16 protein-coding genes and 1 tRNA gene are annotated in these 15,016 nt (G+C 65.8%); 6 read left to right on the plus strand and 11 right to left on the minus strand.

All coding sequences use genetic code 11. The features are described from left to right. Window positions 1-93: 93 nt before the first annotated feature. From cysT to GV068_RS20695, 4 genes are read left to right on the plus strand one after another with little or no spacing between them, the layout of a single operon-like run. Window positions 94-954, plus strand: a complete 861-nt coding sequence (gene cysT, locus GV068_RS20680) for a sulfate ABC transporter permease subunit CysT (protein WP_159702267.1) — start codon at window positions 94-96, stop codon at window positions 952-954. Continuing rightward, entirely contained in the window at window positions 951-1,865 is a 915-nt protein-coding gene (gene cysW, locus GV068_RS20685) for a sulfate ABC transporter permease subunit CysW (protein ID WP_159702270.1), read from the plus strand. Before cysT ends, cysW begins: the two co-directional genes overlap by 4 nt. After that, entirely contained in the window at window positions 1,862-2,938 is a 1,077-nt protein-coding gene (locus GV068_RS20690; RefSeq protein WP_159702273.1) for a sulfate/molybdate ABC transporter ATP-binding protein, read from the plus strand. The genes cysW and GV068_RS20690 overlap by 4 nt, the downstream gene beginning before the upstream one ends. After that, entirely contained in the window at window positions 2,935-3,861 is a 927-nt protein-coding gene (locus GV068_RS20695; protein WP_159702276.1) for a CysB family HTH-type transcriptional regulator, read from the plus strand. Before GV068_RS20690 ends, GV068_RS20695 begins: the two co-directional genes overlap by 4 nt. 143 nt (window positions 3,862-4,004) lie before the next feature. Here the strand turns inward: GV068_RS20695 and GV068_RS20700 are convergent, their stop codons facing one another. The 5 genes from GV068_RS20700 to GV068_RS20720 are packed head-to-tail and all read right to left on the minus strand — an operon-like array spanning window position 4,005 to window position 8,264. After that, window positions 4,005-5,051, minus strand: a complete 1,047-nt coding sequence (locus GV068_RS20700) for an aldo/keto reductase (RefSeq protein ID WP_159702279.1) — start codon at window positions 5,049-5,051, stop codon at window positions 4,005-4,007. 10 nt (window positions 5,052-5,061) lie between these two features. Beyond that, window positions 5,062-6,102 (minus strand): quinone-dependent dihydroorotate dehydrogenase, encoded by a 1,041-nt coding sequence (locus GV068_RS20705; protein WP_159702282.1) that lies wholly within the window; start codon window positions 6,100-6,102, stop codon window positions 5,062-5,064. A gap of 53 nt (window positions 6,103-6,155) precedes the next feature. Continuing rightward, window positions 6,156-6,884, minus strand: a complete 729-nt coding sequence (locus tag GV068_RS20710; protein WP_159702285.1) for an arginyltransferase — start codon at window positions 6,882-6,884, stop codon at window positions 6,156-6,158. 60 nt (window positions 6,885-6,944) lie between these two features. Continuing rightward, the gene (gene aat, locus GV068_RS20715; protein WP_159702288.1) at window positions 6,945-7,667 is read right to left on the minus strand and encodes a leucyl/phenylalanyl-tRNA--protein transferase; all 723 of its coding nucleotides are present in this window, start codon (window positions 7,665-7,667) and stop codon (window positions 6,945-6,947) included. A 15-nt stretch (window positions 7,668-7,682) separates the two neighbouring features. Then, window positions 7,683-8,264, minus strand: a complete 582-nt coding sequence (locus tag GV068_RS20720; protein ID WP_159702291.1) for an NUDIX hydrolase — start codon at window positions 8,262-8,264, stop codon at window positions 7,683-7,685. Between the two features lie 173 nt (window positions 8,265-8,437). Between GV068_RS20720 and GV068_RS20725 the strand changes: the two genes are divergently transcribed. Beyond that, window positions 8,438-8,514: transfer RNA gene (locus GV068_RS20725), tRNA-Met, on the plus strand. Between the two features lie 241 nt (window positions 8,515-8,755). Next, entirely contained in the window at window positions 8,756-9,169 is a 414-nt protein-coding gene (locus GV068_RS20730; RefSeq protein WP_159702295.1) for a T6SS immunity protein Tdi1 domain-containing protein, read from the plus strand. Between the two features lie 9 nt (window positions 9,170-9,178). On the opposite strand, the gene GV068_RS20735 is transcribed toward GV068_RS20730, so the two are convergent. The 6 genes from GV068_RS20735 to coaBC form a co-directional block, all read right to left on the minus strand. Then, complete coding sequence (locus tag GV068_RS20735) at window positions 9,179-10,066, minus strand: DNA-3-methyladenine glycosylase (RefSeq protein WP_159702298.1); 888 nt, start codon at window positions 10,064-10,066, stop codon at window positions 9,179-9,181. Window positions 10,067-10,075: 9 nt separating this feature from the next. Continuing rightward, complete coding sequence (locus GV068_RS20740; RefSeq protein WP_229464389.1) at window positions 10,076-10,981, minus strand: DMT family transporter; 906 nt, start codon at window positions 10,979-10,981, stop codon at window positions 10,076-10,078. A gap of 73 nt (window positions 10,982-11,054) precedes the next feature. After that, window positions 11,055-12,086: an XdhC family protein gene (locus GV068_RS20745; protein ID WP_159702301.1), complete on the minus strand. Its 1,032-nt coding sequence runs from the start codon at window positions 12,084-12,086 to the stop codon at window positions 11,055-11,057. 128 nt (window positions 12,087-12,214) lie between these two features. Continuing rightward, complete coding sequence (locus GV068_RS20750) at window positions 12,215-13,294, minus strand: M48 family metallopeptidase (RefSeq protein ID WP_159702304.1); 1,080 nt, start codon at window positions 13,292-13,294, stop codon at window positions 12,215-12,217. Window positions 13,295-13,317: 23 nt separating this feature from the next. Then, entirely contained in the window at window positions 13,318-13,767 is a 450-nt protein-coding gene (gene dut / locus GV068_RS20755) for a dUTP diphosphatase (protein WP_159702307.1), read from the minus strand. A 9-nt stretch (window positions 13,768-13,776) separates the two neighbouring features. Then, window positions 13,777-14,997, minus strand: coding sequence for a bifunctional phosphopantothenoylcysteine decarboxylase/phosphopantothenate--cysteine ligase CoaBC (gene coaBC / locus GV068_RS20760; protein ID WP_159705334.1), 1,221 nt, complete (start codon window positions 14,995-14,997; stop codon window positions 13,777-13,779). Window positions 14,998-15,016: the final 19 nt, after the last annotated feature.

Genomic DNA, 15,016 nt, shown 5'->3' on the forward strand with positions numbered 1-15,016 from the left:
ATATGTCTATGCAAATAAGGAATGCTTCGTTTGTAATATAAGGGCTGCGTGAGATTATGGTAGCCCGTTAGAAGAATTTGTAATAAGGCTTCCATGACCTCCCTCGTGCAAACGCACAGTGCGCCACGCAGATCCCCGGGCCGGGTGATACCCGGCTTTGGCATCTCGCTGGGCTTCACGATTTTTTACCTGACGCTGATCGTCCTGATCCCGCTGTCGGCGGTCTTCCTCAAGACCTTCACGATGAGCTGGGACGCCTTCTGGAGCGCCGTCACCTCCGAGCGCGTGATGGCTTCCTACCGCCTCACTTTCGGCGCCTCGCTGCTGGCAGCCCTCATCAACGTCATCTTCGGCGGCATCGTGGCCTGGGTGCTGGTGCGCTATACCTTCCCCGGCAAGCGCATCATCGACGCCCTGGTCGACCTGCCGTTCGCGCTGCCCACCGCGGTGGCCGGCATCACGCTCACCGCCCTGTATTCGCATAACGGCCTGATCGGCGAACAGCTGGCCAAGGTCGGCATCAAGGTGGCATTCACCCCGCTCGGCGTGCTGATCGCGCTGACCTTCATCGGCCTGCCCTTCGTGGTGCGCACGGTGCAGCCGGTGCTGGAAGAAGCCGAGCGCGAGCTGGAAGAAGCCGCCGCCAGCCTGGGCGCCTCGCCGCTGCAGACCTTCTGGCGCGTGGTGCTGCCGACGATCGTGCCAGCGCTGCTGACCGGCTTCGCGCTGGCCTTTGCGCGCGCCACCGGCGAATACGGCTCGGTGATCTTCATTGCCGGCAACCTGCCGATGGTGTCCGAGATCACGCCGCTGTTCATCATCACCAAACTGGAACAGTACGACTATGCGGGCGCCACGGCGATCGCGGTGGTCATGCTGATCATCTCGTTCATCCTGCTGCTGACGATTAACCTGCTGCAGGCGTGGACCCGCAAACGGGCAGGGAAAAAATGAGCGCCGTCCTCGACAAGCTGAACGCGGCGCCAAAGGCTGCCGTCCCGGCCCGCCGCCCCAAGACCAATGTGCTGGAACCGAACTGGGTGCGCTACACACTCATCGCGGTGGCGCTGGCCTTCCTCACGCTGTTTCTGTTCGTGCCGCTGGCCGCCGTGTTCACCGAAGCCCTGAAGAAGGGCTGGGACACCTACCTCGAATCGATCAAGGATCCGGATGCCGTCTCGGCCATCAAGCTGACCCTGATCGCGGCCGGTATCTCGGTGCCGCTGAACCTGGTGTTCGGCGTCGCCGCCGCCTGGGCCATCGCCAAGTTCGAGTTCCGCGGCAAGAGCTTCCTGCTGACCCTGATCGACCTGCCGTTCTCGGTTTCGCCCGTGATCGCGGGCCTGATCTACGTGCTGCTGTTCGGCGCCCAGGGCTGGTTCGGCGAGTGGCTGGCCGCGCACGACATCAAGATCCTGTTCGCGGTGCCGGGCATCGTGCTGGCGACCGTGTTCATCACCTTCCCGTTCGTGGCGCGCGAGCTGATCCCGCTGATGCAGCAGCAGGGCACCGAAGAGGAAGAGGCCGCGCTGGTGCTGGGCGCCTCGGGCTGGTCGACCTTCTGGCGCGTGACGATCCCGAACATCAAATGGGGCCTGCTGTACGGCGTCATCCTGTGTAATGCCCGCGCGATGGGCGAGTTCGGCGCGGTGTCGGTGGTGTCCGGCCACATCCGTGGCGAGACCAACACGATGCCGCTGCACGTCGAGATCCTCTACAACGAGTACAACTTCACGGCCGCCTTCGCCGTGGCGTCGCTGCTGGCGCTGCTGGCACTGGTGACCCTGGCGGTGAAGAGTTTTGTCGAATGGCGTCTGCACCAGGCACGTAAAGCAGACAGCCGCATTTTGGAGCACGCAGCATGACCATCGAAGTCCAGCACATCCGCAAACAGTTCGGCCAGTTCACCGCGCTCGACGACGTTTCGCTTCAGTTCCCCGACGGCCAGCTGACCGCCTTGCTGGGCCCCTCAGGCTGCGGCAAGACCACGCTGCTGCGCGTCATCGCGGGTCTCGAGCATCCCGATTCGGGCGCCGTGCTGCTCGACGGCCAGGACGCTTCGCACCGCCACGTGCGCGAGCGCCAGGTCGGCTTCGTGTTCCAGCACTACGCGCTGTTCAAGCACATGACCGTGTTCGAGAACGTCGCTTTTGGTTTGCGCGTGAAACCGCGCAAGGAGCGCCCGTCGGAACAGCAGATCCGCGACAAGGTGCGCCAGCTGCTGGAACTCGTGCAGCTCGACTGGATCGCCGACCGCTATCCGCCGCAGCTCTCGGGCGGCCAGCGCCAGCGTATCGCCCTGGCGCGCGCGCTGGCGGTAGAGCCGCGCGTGCTGCTGCTCGACGAGCCATTCGGCGCGCTGGACGCCAAGGTGCGCAAGGAACTGCGCCGCTGGCTGCGCCGCCTGCACGACGAACTGCACGTGACCTCGATCTTCGTCACCCACGACCAGGAAGAAGCGCTGGAAGTGGCGGACCAGGTGGTCCTGATGAACAAGGGCCGCATCGAGCAGCTCGGCGCGCCCGGCGAGGTCTACAACAATCCGGCCTCGCCTTTTGTCTACGGCTTCCTGGGCAACGTCAACCTGTTCCACGGCCGCGTGCATGACGGCGTGCTGGCCAGCGGCGAAGTCAAGTTCGACGTGCCGCAGCACGCCGGCAGCGGCGAGGGTGTCGGCTACGTCCGCCCGCACGACCTCGATGTCGAGCGTTACACGCCCGGCGAAGGCGACAAGGGCGGCGTGGTGGCCAAGCTGCGCCGCGCGCATGCGATCGGTCCGCTGGCCCAGCTCGACCTGGAGCGCGCCGACAACCAGCAACTGATCGAGGCGGTGATGCCGAACGAAGTGTTCGCCCGTCACGGCTTCGTTGAGGGCGACACCCTGGTGGTCAAGCCGCGCCGTATCGAAGTGTTCGTGGATGCAGGAGAGGGCATATGAACTTCCAGCAGCTGCGCTCCGTGCGCGAGGCCGCACGCCGCGACTTCAACCTGACCGAGGTGGCCAATGCGCTGTTCACCTCCCAGCCGGGCGTGTCGCGCCAGATCCGCGAGCTGGAGGAAGAGCTCGGGGTCGTCATCTTCGAACGCAATGGCAAGCGCCTGACCGGCCTGACGCCGCCGGGCAAGGGCATCCTCAAGATCGTCGAGCGCCTGCTGGTGGAGGCCGAGAACCTGCAGCAGGCCAGCGCCGAATTCGCGGCCCAGGATAGCGGCACCCTGACGGTGGCCGTGACCCACACCCAGGCGCGCTACGCGCTGCCGCAAGTGGTGCAGTCCTTCCGCAACGCCTTCCCGGGGGTGCGCATCGCCCTGCAGCAGAGCGCACCGGAACACATCGCCGAATGGGTCCTGTCGGGCAAGGCCGACATCGGCATCGCGACCGAAGGCCTGTCGGCATTCACGGACCTGGTGTCCTTCCCGTGCTACCGCTGGAGCCACTTGATCGTGGCGCCGGAAGGCCACCCGATCTTCAGCGCGCCCCAGCCGCTGCGCCTGGAAGACCTGGCCGAGTATCCGCTCATCACCTACGACGTCGGCTTTACGGGCCGCAGCCATATCGACGCAGCCTTTGTCGAAGCGGGACTGGCGCCGGACATCGTGCTGACCGCGATGGATTCGGACGTCATCAAGCAGTACGTGTCGCTGGGGATGGGCGTGGGCATCGTCGCGTCGATGGCTTTTGATCATGGCCGCGACAAGGGGATGCGGGCGATCGAGGCGTCGCACCTGTTTGCGCCGAACGTGACGCGCTTGGCGGTGCGCAAGGGGTCCTACCTGCGGGCGTATGCGTATCACTTCATCGAGCGCTTTGCTCAGGGGTATACGCGGTCGGATATCGAGAAGGCGCTGCAGGCGGAGTGATTGCAGTGCGGACTTGGGTCCCGGCCTTCGCCGGGACGAGGGCTTTTAGGCTAGCAGCTTACGGACGTTTCGTTATCCCGCTCCCTTAGCACGTCATCCCGGCGAAGGCCGGGATCCAATCTTGTCAGCGCACCCCTAGCGCCTCACTGCCCCACATTCATGTACCGCACATGAATCTCATCAATCCCCTTCACCACCTCCGCTGACAGCACCAGCTCCGCCGCATCGATGTTTTCTTTCAGCTGCGTGAGATTGGTCGCCCCGATGATGGTCGACCCCACGAACCAGCGCGAATAGCACCACGCCAGCGCCATCTGCGCAGGCGACATGCCATGCGCCCGCGCCAGCGCCGCATACTCCGCGGTCGCCGCCAGCACCGCCGGCCTCACATACCGCGGACTCCAGTTTTTCGGGAACACCGTCAGCCGCCCGACCGCATTCGGATCGTCCAGGTATTTTGCCGTCAGCTGCCCGAAGGCCAGCGGGCTGTAGGCCAGCAGGCTGACGCCTTCGCGGTGGCAGGCCTCGTCCATCAGGCTGGTCTCGAAATGTCGCGCCGTCAGGTTGTACAGGTTCTGCACGGTAGCGATGCGCGGCAGCCCGCGCATCTCTGACTGCTTGATGTACTGGCACACGCCCCAGGTGCTTTCGTTGGAGACGCCGATGTGGCGGATGGTCCCTTCGCGCACCAGTTCGTCCAGCGCCTGCAGCGTCTCGTAGATCGGCACGGCAGGACGTTCCCCTTCCGGGTTGTAGCTGTTGGCCCCGAAGATCGGCAGGTTCCGGCTCGGCCAGTGGATCTGGTACAGGTCGATGTAATCGGTATGCAGGCGGCGCAGGCTGTCCTCGACCGCAGCGCGGATATTGGTGGCGTCCAGGTTGTGATTGGCGCCGCGGATCCACGGCATCATCTTGTTCGGTCCCGCGACCTTGGTAGCCAGCACGATGTCGGCGCGGCGGCCGCTCTTCTTCAGCCAGCTGCCGATAAAGCGCTCGGTCGAGCCCTGCGTATCCGGGCTCGCCATTACCGGATACATCTCGGCGGTGTCGATGAAGTTGATGCCGCGCTCGAGCGCGTAGTCGAGCTGGCTGTGTGCCTCGGCCTCGGTGTTCTGCTCGCCGAAGGTCATGGTGCCGAGGCACACTTTTGAGACCTGCAGATCGGTTTGTCCCAGCTGCCTGCGTTCCATGCTGCCTCCTTTAGCGGCGGCGCAGCGCGGCCGCGCAATCGCGCACCAGCGCCGGGCCGGCGTAGATGAAGCCGGTGTAGAGCTGCACCAGCTGGGCACCCGCGTCGATCTTGGCGCGCGCATCCTCGCCGCGCATGATGCCGCCCACGCCGATGATCGGCAGGGCGTCGCCCAGCTCGCTCTTCAACGAACGGATCACCGTATTCGACAGCTCGAATACCGGCGCGCCCGACAGGCCGCCGGCCTCGTCGCCATGCTGCATGCCTTGCACGGCCGTGCGGCTGAGGGTGGTGTTGGTGGCGATCACGCCGTCGATCTTGTGACGCAGCAGGGCCCCGGCGATGTTGCGTACCTGGTCGCCGTCGATGTCCGGCGCGATCTTGAGCGCCACCGGCACGTAGCGCTTGTGCTGGTCGGCCAGGCGCAACTGCTCTTCCTTGAGTTGCGACAGCAGCGCGTCCAGTTCGGACTCGCCCTGCAGTTGGCGCAGGTTCTTGGTGTTGGGCGAGGAGATGTTGACCGTCACGTAGCTGGCGAAGGGATAGACCTTGCGCAGGCAGTGCAGGTAATCGTCGGCGGCGCGCTCGATCGGGGTGTCGGCGTTCTTGCCGATGTTCAGGCCGAGCACGCCCTGCTTGTCCTGGTAGAAGCGCGAGGCCTGGACATTCGCGACAAACGCGTCCACGCCGCCATTATTGAAACCCATGCGGTTGATGATGCCCTGCGCCTGCGGCAGGCGGAAGATGCGGGGCTTCGGGTTGCCCCCCTGCGGGCGGGGTGTCACGGTGCCGATCTCGATCGAGCCGAAGCCGAGCGAGGCCAGGCCGTCGATGTAGGCGCCATCCTTGTCCAGGCCCGCGGCCAGGCCCACCGGGTTCGGGAAGCTGATGCCCATGACCGTGCGCGGATCCGGCGCCGGCTTGGCCGCAAGTTTGGTCAGGCCGAGCGCGGCGGCGCGGCGCAGCAGCGGCAGGGTCAGGTTGTGGGCTTGCTCGGCGTCGAGCGAGAACAGCAGCGGGCGGGCGAGGGAATACAGGAGCTTGTCGGACATGGGGGACTCAAAATTTGGACTCCCGCCATTTTACAGCCTGGCGCAGGCGCGGCTCAGGCTTCCAGCACGCTCCAGACGCCCTTGATGCGCGCTTCCAGCGGGCGGAAGTTGATCTTGTAGGCCATCTTCGGGCTCTGCTCGATCCAGTAGCCGAGATAGACATATTGGAGGCCCAGCTCGCGTGCCTGGTTCACCTGCCACATCACGTTGTAGGTGCCGAAGGACGCGCCTGGCAGGTCCGGATCGAAGAAGGTGTAGACCGAGGACAGGCCGTCGGACAGCACGTCGATGATCGACACCATGCGCAGCAGGCCGTCGGGTTCGCGGAACTCGACCAGGCGGGTATTGACGCGGCTCTGCAGCAGGAACTGGGCGTATTGATCGCGGCTGTCCTGGTCCATGCCGCCGCCGACGTGGCGGGTCGTCTGGTAGCGCAGGTAGAGCGCGTAGTGCTCGTCCGAGAACGCCAGGTTGGCCACCATTGCCACCAGGTTGCCATGGCGCTTCCAGGCGCGGCGCTGGGTGCGGCTGGGGGTGAAGTCCTCGCACTTGACCCGCACCGGGATGCAGGCCTGGCAGCCGTCGCAGTAGGGGCGGTAGGTGAAGATGCCGCTGCGGCGAAAGCCGTTGCGCACCAGTTCGGAATACACGTCGGCATTGATGAGGTGCGACGGGGTCGCCACCTGGGACCGGGCCTGGCGGGCGTCGAGGTAGCTGCAGGGATACGGCGCCGTCGTGTAGAACTGGAGCGTGGCGAAGGGCAGGTCATTTAGGTGCGTCATGCAAAAGCTCTCGAGACGACGTGATGAACCTATTTTAGCGAAATCAAGGCGCCGCCACTGTTAGGCAGTCAACGGTGCCACCGGTTCCCAGCGGGTGATCGACGGTTCACGGATGGCTTTGGCCAGGTGCGCCAGGAAGGCGCTGCGCGGAATCGGCGCGGCGCCCAGCGAGGCCAGGTGGCCGGTCTCCTGCTGGCAGTCGACCATTTGTACACCCTGGCTGCGCAGGAAGGCGACCAGGTAGGCCAGCGCCACCTTGGACGCATCTGATACCCGCGCGAACATCGATTCGCCATAAAACATGCGGCCGATGCAAACCCCGTAGGCGCCGCCCACCAGCTCGCCGTCCAGCCAGACTTCGGCCGAATGGGCGTAGCCCATCGCGTGCAGGCCGGTGTAGCCGTCGATAATCTCTTCCGAGATCCAGGTGCCCGGCCCATCCTTGCGCGGTGCGGCGCAGGCGCGCATCACCTCCTCGAAGGCGCTGTCGAAACGCACGGTCCACGGGCCGCCCTCGATGCGGCTGCGCTCGACCTTGCGCAGGGTCTTCTTGAGGCTGTCGCTCACCTTGAACTGCTCGGTACGCAACACCATGCGCGGGTCGGTGCTCCACCACAGGATGGGTTGGCCTTCCGAAAACCAGGGGAAGATCCCGTTCTGGTAGGCCAGCAGCAGGCGCTGCGGCGACAGGTCGGCGCCGGCCGCAAGCAGGCCGGGCGCGTCGATCGTCAGCGCCTCGGAGACGTCGGGAAACGGCGATGTCGGCTCGAGCCAGGGGATCATGCGGCCCTCGATGAATCAGTCGGGTTCGCGGGGAGCCAGCATCGGCCGCACGATATCGCGGCTGTGGAAACCGTACTCGCCGCCCTCGCGCACTTTGACGCGGTCGGCAAAGAAGAGTTCCAGCGTGGTGCGTACCGTCGGGAAAGCCAGGTCGTCCCAGGGAATCTCGTCCTGGGTGTAGAGCTGGACTTCCAGGCTTTCCTCACCCGGCGCGAAGTCCAGGTTGCGCAGCCGCGCCAGGTAGAACAGGTGGACCTGGTGCACGTGGGCCACGTTGAGCAGGGTGAACAGCTTGCCCAGCTCGACGTCGGCGCCGGCTTCCTCTTCCGTTTCGCGCATGGCGGCCTGCTCGGTGGTCTCCTCGTTCTCCATGAAGCCTGCCGGCAAGGTCCAGTAGCCGTAGCGGGGCTCGATGGCACGCTTGCACAGCAGTATCTGCAGCTTGCCGTCCTGTTCCCAGACGGGAATCGAGCCGATGACCAGCTTGGGATTCTGGTAATGGATGGTGTGGCAGTGCGGGCAGACGTAGCGCGGCCGGTTGTCGCCTTCGGGAATGGCCAGGGCGACAGGGTGGGCGCACTCGGAACAGAATTTCATAGGTCAGCGGCAGGTTGGAATTGTGCTTACTTTACACTGATTTACGCGGCTTATGCCGGCGCCGGCGCGTGCTCCAATGATGACCGATGAGCCATACTGTGCTGCAATCGCACACCTGGGGAGGATTGGGTTTGCCTAAAAGGCGCATTCGGCGTATAATTCATTCCATCAGACGCGGGGTGGAGCAGTCTGGCAGCTCGTCGGGCTCATAACCCGAAGGTCACAGGTTCAAATCCTGTCCCCGCAACCAAATTCGAAGCCGTTGATCCGCAAGGATCAACGGCTTTTTCAATTCCAGCGCCTAACAAAAACCTCATGGCTGCGTTGCATCGTCTTGCCGTACTAGCGTACTGTCTTCGACGATGCGCCTTGGCCCTGAGGCTTTTGTTAGACGCTATTAGACGACACAGCGCAAACCGGACGCAGCCGCCCGGAATGTTGTCGAGCCAGCCTTGTCCAACATGCGAACCGCTGGTTTGGAGGAGGCAGACATGATCAACGTAGACGACATCAACGAGGCCTGGGGCTGGGTCGGCTTGACCGCTGTCGAGGTCCTTGGGTCCAATCCTTTCGGCAACCTCATCATCCGCGACGACGAAGGGCGCTACTGGCGGCTGCGTCCGCAAGACCTGTGCTGCGAGCCGGTCGCCGACAGCCGCGCCGCGCTCGACGCGCTGGCCTACAATCAGGATTTCCTCAACGACTGGTACATGCCGGAAGTCGTACACCTGGCGGAATCCACGCTCGGTCCGCTGGCCGAGGGAAGAAAATATTGCCTCAAGATTCCTAGTGCGCTCGGCGGGCACTACGGACGCGACAACCTGGCCACGGTGCCCTTGCCGGAACTGATCCGTTTTTCTGGGGAAAGTGCGCAGCAGTTCGACGATTTACCACGCTGGAATTGATCGGACAGCTCAGCCGGCCTGGTCGCTGAGGCTGGCCCACAGGTAAGCGGCCGCCATCGTGCGGTGCGGCGCATAGCGCTCCAGCAGACGCTGCGCAGTGGGAATGTCGGGACGCGCTTCACCGCCCAGCAGGCGGTGCAGGGCGGTACGCACCGCCACATCGCCTTCCAGCGAACAGTCGGGGTAGCCATATCCGCGCAGCAAGGTGTAATTGACGGTCCAGGGTCCGATGCCCTTTACCGCTAGCAGTTGCTGCACGAACTGGTCGACCGGCAAGTCACGGTCGAGGCGTACCTGGCCATCGACGACGAGCTGCGCCAGGCGCAGCAGGGTCTCGGCTTTCGCGCGCGAAAACTTGCGGCTGGTGAGCGCCTCCAATTCCAGGCGCGCTACGTCCGCCGCTTCCGGATAACTCCACAGGCCGCTCGCATGCGTGCGGCCGGCCAGCTGGATGAAGGTCCGGCGCAGCGAGATCGCGAAGGGCAGGTTGATCTGCTGGCCGATGATGGCCCAGGTTAGGGCCTCGAATACGGTGGCGGACTGGATGATGCGCAGGCCCGGCTGGCGCGCTACCACCGGCCCCAGCGCGGGATCGTCGCGCACGAATTGCGCGAACGCGGCCGGGTCGATGCGCAGGCCGAGGATGTTCAGCAGCGCCTCGCGTGCACGTTCGAGCAGGGCCGGCGTCATGTCCCCATCCGCGTTCACCGTGCAGTCGGCAACATCCGCATCGAACGCCACTTCCAGCACCACCGGCACGCCACCAAGCAGCACACCCTTGCGCAGGCCGCCGGGACTTACCTGTTCCGCGACCGCCTCAGCATCGCGGCTGTGAAAGGTGAGCACGTCCTCCCTGCGGTAGCCAGGCGGCAGCTCGATCGCGAGATCAAGGCGCATCGCGGGTCCTTAGCGGGCCTGGGCGCTGCGCGCGCGCAGGAAAGAGGGAACGAAGCCCGTCACCAGCGCAGTGCCGACCAGCACGATGGCCGAGCCAAGTATCGTATGCCAGCCGATCACCTCGTGCAGGAAGAGCGCGCCCCACAGGATGCCGAACATGGGATTCAGGAAGGTCACCGTCAGTGCCGACGTGGTGCCGACTTCTTCGATCAGCTTGAAGTAGAGGATGTAGGCGATGCCGCTGCATAGCACGCCCAGCGCCAGCACGGCGGCCATGATGCCGACGGTCGGCTCGCCCGGCGCGGGGAAGAAGGCCAATGCTGGGATCACGCAGATGGTGGCGGCCCACATCGAACCGTGTGCATTGGCGAAGGGCGCCACCGCCTTGGCCGACTTGGCGTACTGGCTGGCCACGCTGTAGCTGAACGCGGCGACGAGGGCCGCGGCAATCGCGGCGGCCGCGCCCGGACGCTCCGACACGTGGTCGAAGCCGACCAGCAGGCTTACCCCCACCGTGCCCAGCACCAGGCCAAGCGCAGCGCGCCCGGAGACCTTCTGGCGCGCCCACACGGCGCCGACCAGGGCGCCGAACATCGGTGCGGTCGCATTCAGCACCGACAGCACCGAGGCCGACAGGGTGCGCGCGGCGAAGGCGAACAGCAGGAAGGGCAGCGCCGAATTGAAGAAGCCCAGCATCAGGTAGTGCTTCCAGTGCTGGCGCAGCTCGAGGGGGCTGCCCTTGCCGCGGCGCGCCATGACCCAGGCCACGGCGGCCAGGAACAGGGCTGCGAACAGCACCCGGTATTCGATCAGCACGGCCGGGCCGAGCACGGGCGCGGCGATGCGCATGAAGAGGAAGGAGCCGCCCCAGATGGCGGCCAGCGCCACCAGGCGCAGCATGTTCACGGTGTTCATCGGGGACTACCTGGCAAAGGGACAATGGTGGCGGATGGGGACGCGCCGCGCCATCCGGTTCTTGCGGTCGAATTCACGCGGCGGACCAAGCGGAGCGCTCGACGACGCAGGCCACAGTCGTCGCCGGCTGCGGGGCCGCCGCATGCGGCACCAGCATGTGGCTTGGGACGCCATTCTTCACGGCCGTCATCTCGGCCATGATCGAGATCGCGATCTCGCTTGGGGTCTTGCTGCCGATATAGATGCCGACCGGGCCGTGCAGGCGCGCCAGCTGGACATCATCCAGGTCGAACAGCTTCAGGCGCTCGCGCCGCTTCTCGTTGTTCAGGCGCGAGCCGATCGCGCCGACGTAGAAGGCATCCGACTTGAGCGCTTCCATCAGCGCCAGGTCGTCCAGCTTCGGGTCGTGGGTGAGGGCGACCACCGCGCTGCGCGCATCCAGGCGCGCTTCGATTACCAGGTCGTCCGGCATCGCGTGCACCAGCTCCACGCCAGGGAGATTCCAGCCGCTGCGGTATTCCTCGCGCGGGTCGCACACGACCACGCGGTAGTCCATGCCGCTCGCCACCTGCGCCAGGAAGCGCGACAGCGGGCCGGCGCCGATGATGAACAGGCGCCAGCGCGGGCCGTGAAGGGTGAACAGCGCGCCGTCTTCGACGCGCTGGATGGCGCTGGCCTGCGCGCGCGCCAGGCTCACGGCGCCGCTCGCAAGGTCCACGCGGCGCTCCACCAGTTCGCCATCAAGCAGGCGCGCCAGCAGTTCGCCAATGCGGCTCTCGGGGCCGAGCGGCTCGATGGCCAGTTCGATGGTGCCGCCGCAGGGCAGGCCGAAGCGGTGCGCCTCATCGGCGCTGATGCCGTAGCTGACGATCTCGGGCCGCGCCAGTTCGATGCCGTTGGATCGTACCTTGTCGATCAGGTCGTCCTCGATGCAGCCGCCCGAGACCGAGCCGACCACGCTGCCGTCTTCGCAGATGCCGAGGGTGGCGCCAATCGGGCGCGGGCTCGAGCCCCAGGTCTTGATGACAGTCACCAGCTGGCAGCGGCGGCCCGCGGCAAGCCAGGCGTCGCAGGTCTTGAGTACGTCGAGGTCGATGCTGTCCATGGTGGGCAATGGTGGTCCGGATGGACAATGATACAAAAAACGGGCCCAGCTTGCCGAACGCCGTCTCGCCAGTTGAAAACGACGACGGACGCACGCGGCGTCCGTCCTGGATGGGCAAGCCTCAAGCCTTACGGCGTCAGCGGCTTCTTGTCCGACTTCTTGGCCTTAACCTCGGCCACCGCCTTGTCGATGGTGGCGGTGCGCTGGGCCATCGACGGGTGGTTGGCCGTGTGGCCGTTCAGGACCGTGGCCGGATAGGTGTCGGCGAAGCGCTTCCAGAAACCGGACACGCCTTCGATGCGGTAGTCGGCGCGCGCGAGCAGGTAGACCGCGAGGCGGTCGGCCGCGGTGTCGAGCGTGGCCGGCATCGCCTTGATGCCGCCGCTGCCGATCAGCATCGAGGTGTCCGGCGCGATGCGGGTCAGGTTGTCGATGATGCTGCCGATGGTGGCGGCGTTGCGCTGGCTGGCGGCGTGGCCCAGCATGTTGTGCGCCATTGTGTGCGCTACTACGTACGCCAGTTCGTCGTCGTTCTTGACGAAGCCCATCATGCCGCGCGTGACCATCACGCGCTGGCCGTCGGCATAGGCGTTGACGTTGTCGGCGTTGCCCAGCTCGATACCGAAGGCGCAGGCGCGGGTGACGGGTACCGTCAGGTCGCGCTGCTGGCCGCGGCGTTCGATGGTCAGCGGCAGGCTGGCCTGCTTTTGCACGATCGGGCCGAACACGGCGCCGGCCTGGGACAGCGCATTGGGCCCGGTCGGCAGCGGCTTGTCGGCGGCGGCCACCAGTTCGTCGCCCTGGCGCAGGCCGGCCTTGGCGGCGCCGCTGCCGGCCAGCACGTTGGTCACCTGCAGGCGCTCGCCCATGCCGAGCACGGCGTGCGCGGCCTCGTTGTAGCTGCCGGGGTAGGTGTAGCGGTTCTTGGCCGTGAAGCCGAGCAGGTTGCGCGCGTGGCGCGTGCACAGTTCCGCGTTGTCGATGAGGAGGGGCGCCGCCACCTTGTACAGGCGGTCCTGCAGTGCCGCCATGCGGGTCAGGGTCTCGGCTGCCGCCGTCATCTCCGGCGTCACTTGCGGTGTTTCCGGTGCAGTCTGCCCCGGCGGGAGCGGCTGGCTTGGCCGCATCGGGCCCTGCGTGGCGCAGGCCGACAGCAGCACGGCGGTTGCGACTGCCAGCGCAGCCTTGCGCAAATGAATACGGCTCATGTTCCTCCTAGAGTACTCTATTGTTATTGTTTGCCGGTGCTACCGAAACCTCCGGCGCCCCGTTCGCTCGATGCGAACTCCTCTACCACGTTGAATTCCACCTGCAGCACCGGCACGATCACGAGCTGGGCGAGGCGGTCCATCGGCTGCAGCGTGAAGGTGGAATGGCCGCGGTTCCAGGTCGAGACCATGAGCTGGCCCTGGTAGTCGGAGTCGATCAAGCCTACCAGATTGCCGAGAACGATGCCGTTCTTATGGCCGAGCCCACTGCGCGGCAGGATCATGGCCGCATAGCCCGGATCGCCAATGTGGATGGCCAGGCCAGTCGGCACCAGCACGGTCTGGCCGGGCTCGATGACGAGGGGCGCGTCGATGCAGGCGCGCAGGTCCAGGCCCGCGCTGCCGGGCGTGCCGTAGGCCGGCAGGAGCTCCTGCATGCGCGGGTCGAGGATCTTGAGGTCGATACGTTTCATCTTCTTCTTTTAGGTCAGGAGCGAGCGCCGTTCCAGGCGTTTCGCGATTTCGGAAACCAGCTGGCGCGCCAGGCTCAGCTTGTCGGCGCGCGGCAGCACGGTATGGCCGCTTTCGTCGAACAGGATGATGGTGTTCTCATCCTGCCCGAAGGTCTGCGGCCCGATATTGCCCACCAACAGGGGAATGCCTTTTTTCTCGCGCTTGGCCGCGCCGAATTCCATCAGGTTGCCGGACTCCGCGGCGAAGCCCACGCAGTAGGGCCAGCCGGACAGCGTGGTGGTGGCGGCGACGGTGGCCAGGATGTCGGCGTTCTGCACGAATTCCAGCTGCGGCGCGCCGCCTCCCTCGGCCTTCTTGATCTTCTCGTCGCTGGCATTCGCCACGCGCCAGTCGGCGACGGCCGCCACGCCGATGAAGACGTGCTGGCCTTCGATGCCGGCCATGACCACGTCGTGCATCTGCTGGGCGGTCAGGACGTCGATGCGGCGCACGCCGTGCGGGGTGGGCAGGGCGGTCGGGCCCGAGACCAGGGTGACTTCGGCGCCGGCTTCGCGCGCTGCGCGCGCCACCGCATAGCCCATCTTGCCCGAGGAAAGGTTGGTGATGCCGCGCACCGGGTCGATCGGCTCAAAAGTCGGCCCGGCCGTGATCAGGACGCGCCGGCCGGCCAGTACCTTTTGCTGGAAGGACGCCACCAGCTCTTCGACCAGTTCGTCGGCTTCGAGCATGCGCCCGAGCCCCGTCTCGCCGCAGGCCTGGGAGCCGGCCGCGGGACCGAACAGGCACACACCGTCTTCCTGCAGCTGGTTCACGTTGCGCTGGGTCGCCGGGTTTTCCCACATCTCGACGTTCATCGCCGGCGCCACCAGCAGCGGCACGCGGCGCGGGCGCGCCACGCACAGGGTCGACAGCAGGTCGTCGGCCGCGCCGTGCGCCAGTTTGCGCATGAAGTCGGCCGAGCAGGGTGCGATCAGGATCGCGTCGGCCTCGCGCGTCAGGTCGATGTGGGCCATGTTGTTGGCCATGCGCGCATCCCACTGGTCGGTGTAGACCGGGCGGCCGGACAGGGCCTGCATGGTCACGGTGCCGATGAAGTGGGTGGCGGCTTCGCTCATCACCACCTGCACGCTGGCGCCCTGCTTGACCAGGGCGCGACACAGTTCCGCCGCCTTGTAGCAGGCCACGCCCCCGGTCAGGCCGAGAACGATTTTCTTGTCCTTGAGCTCCATGCTCATGATGCCTCCTGGG

It is taken from the genome of Massilia sp. 9I, assembly GCF_902506415.1.
GTDB lineage: Bacteria > Pseudomonadota > Gammaproteobacteria > Burkholderiales > Burkholderiaceae_D > Telluria.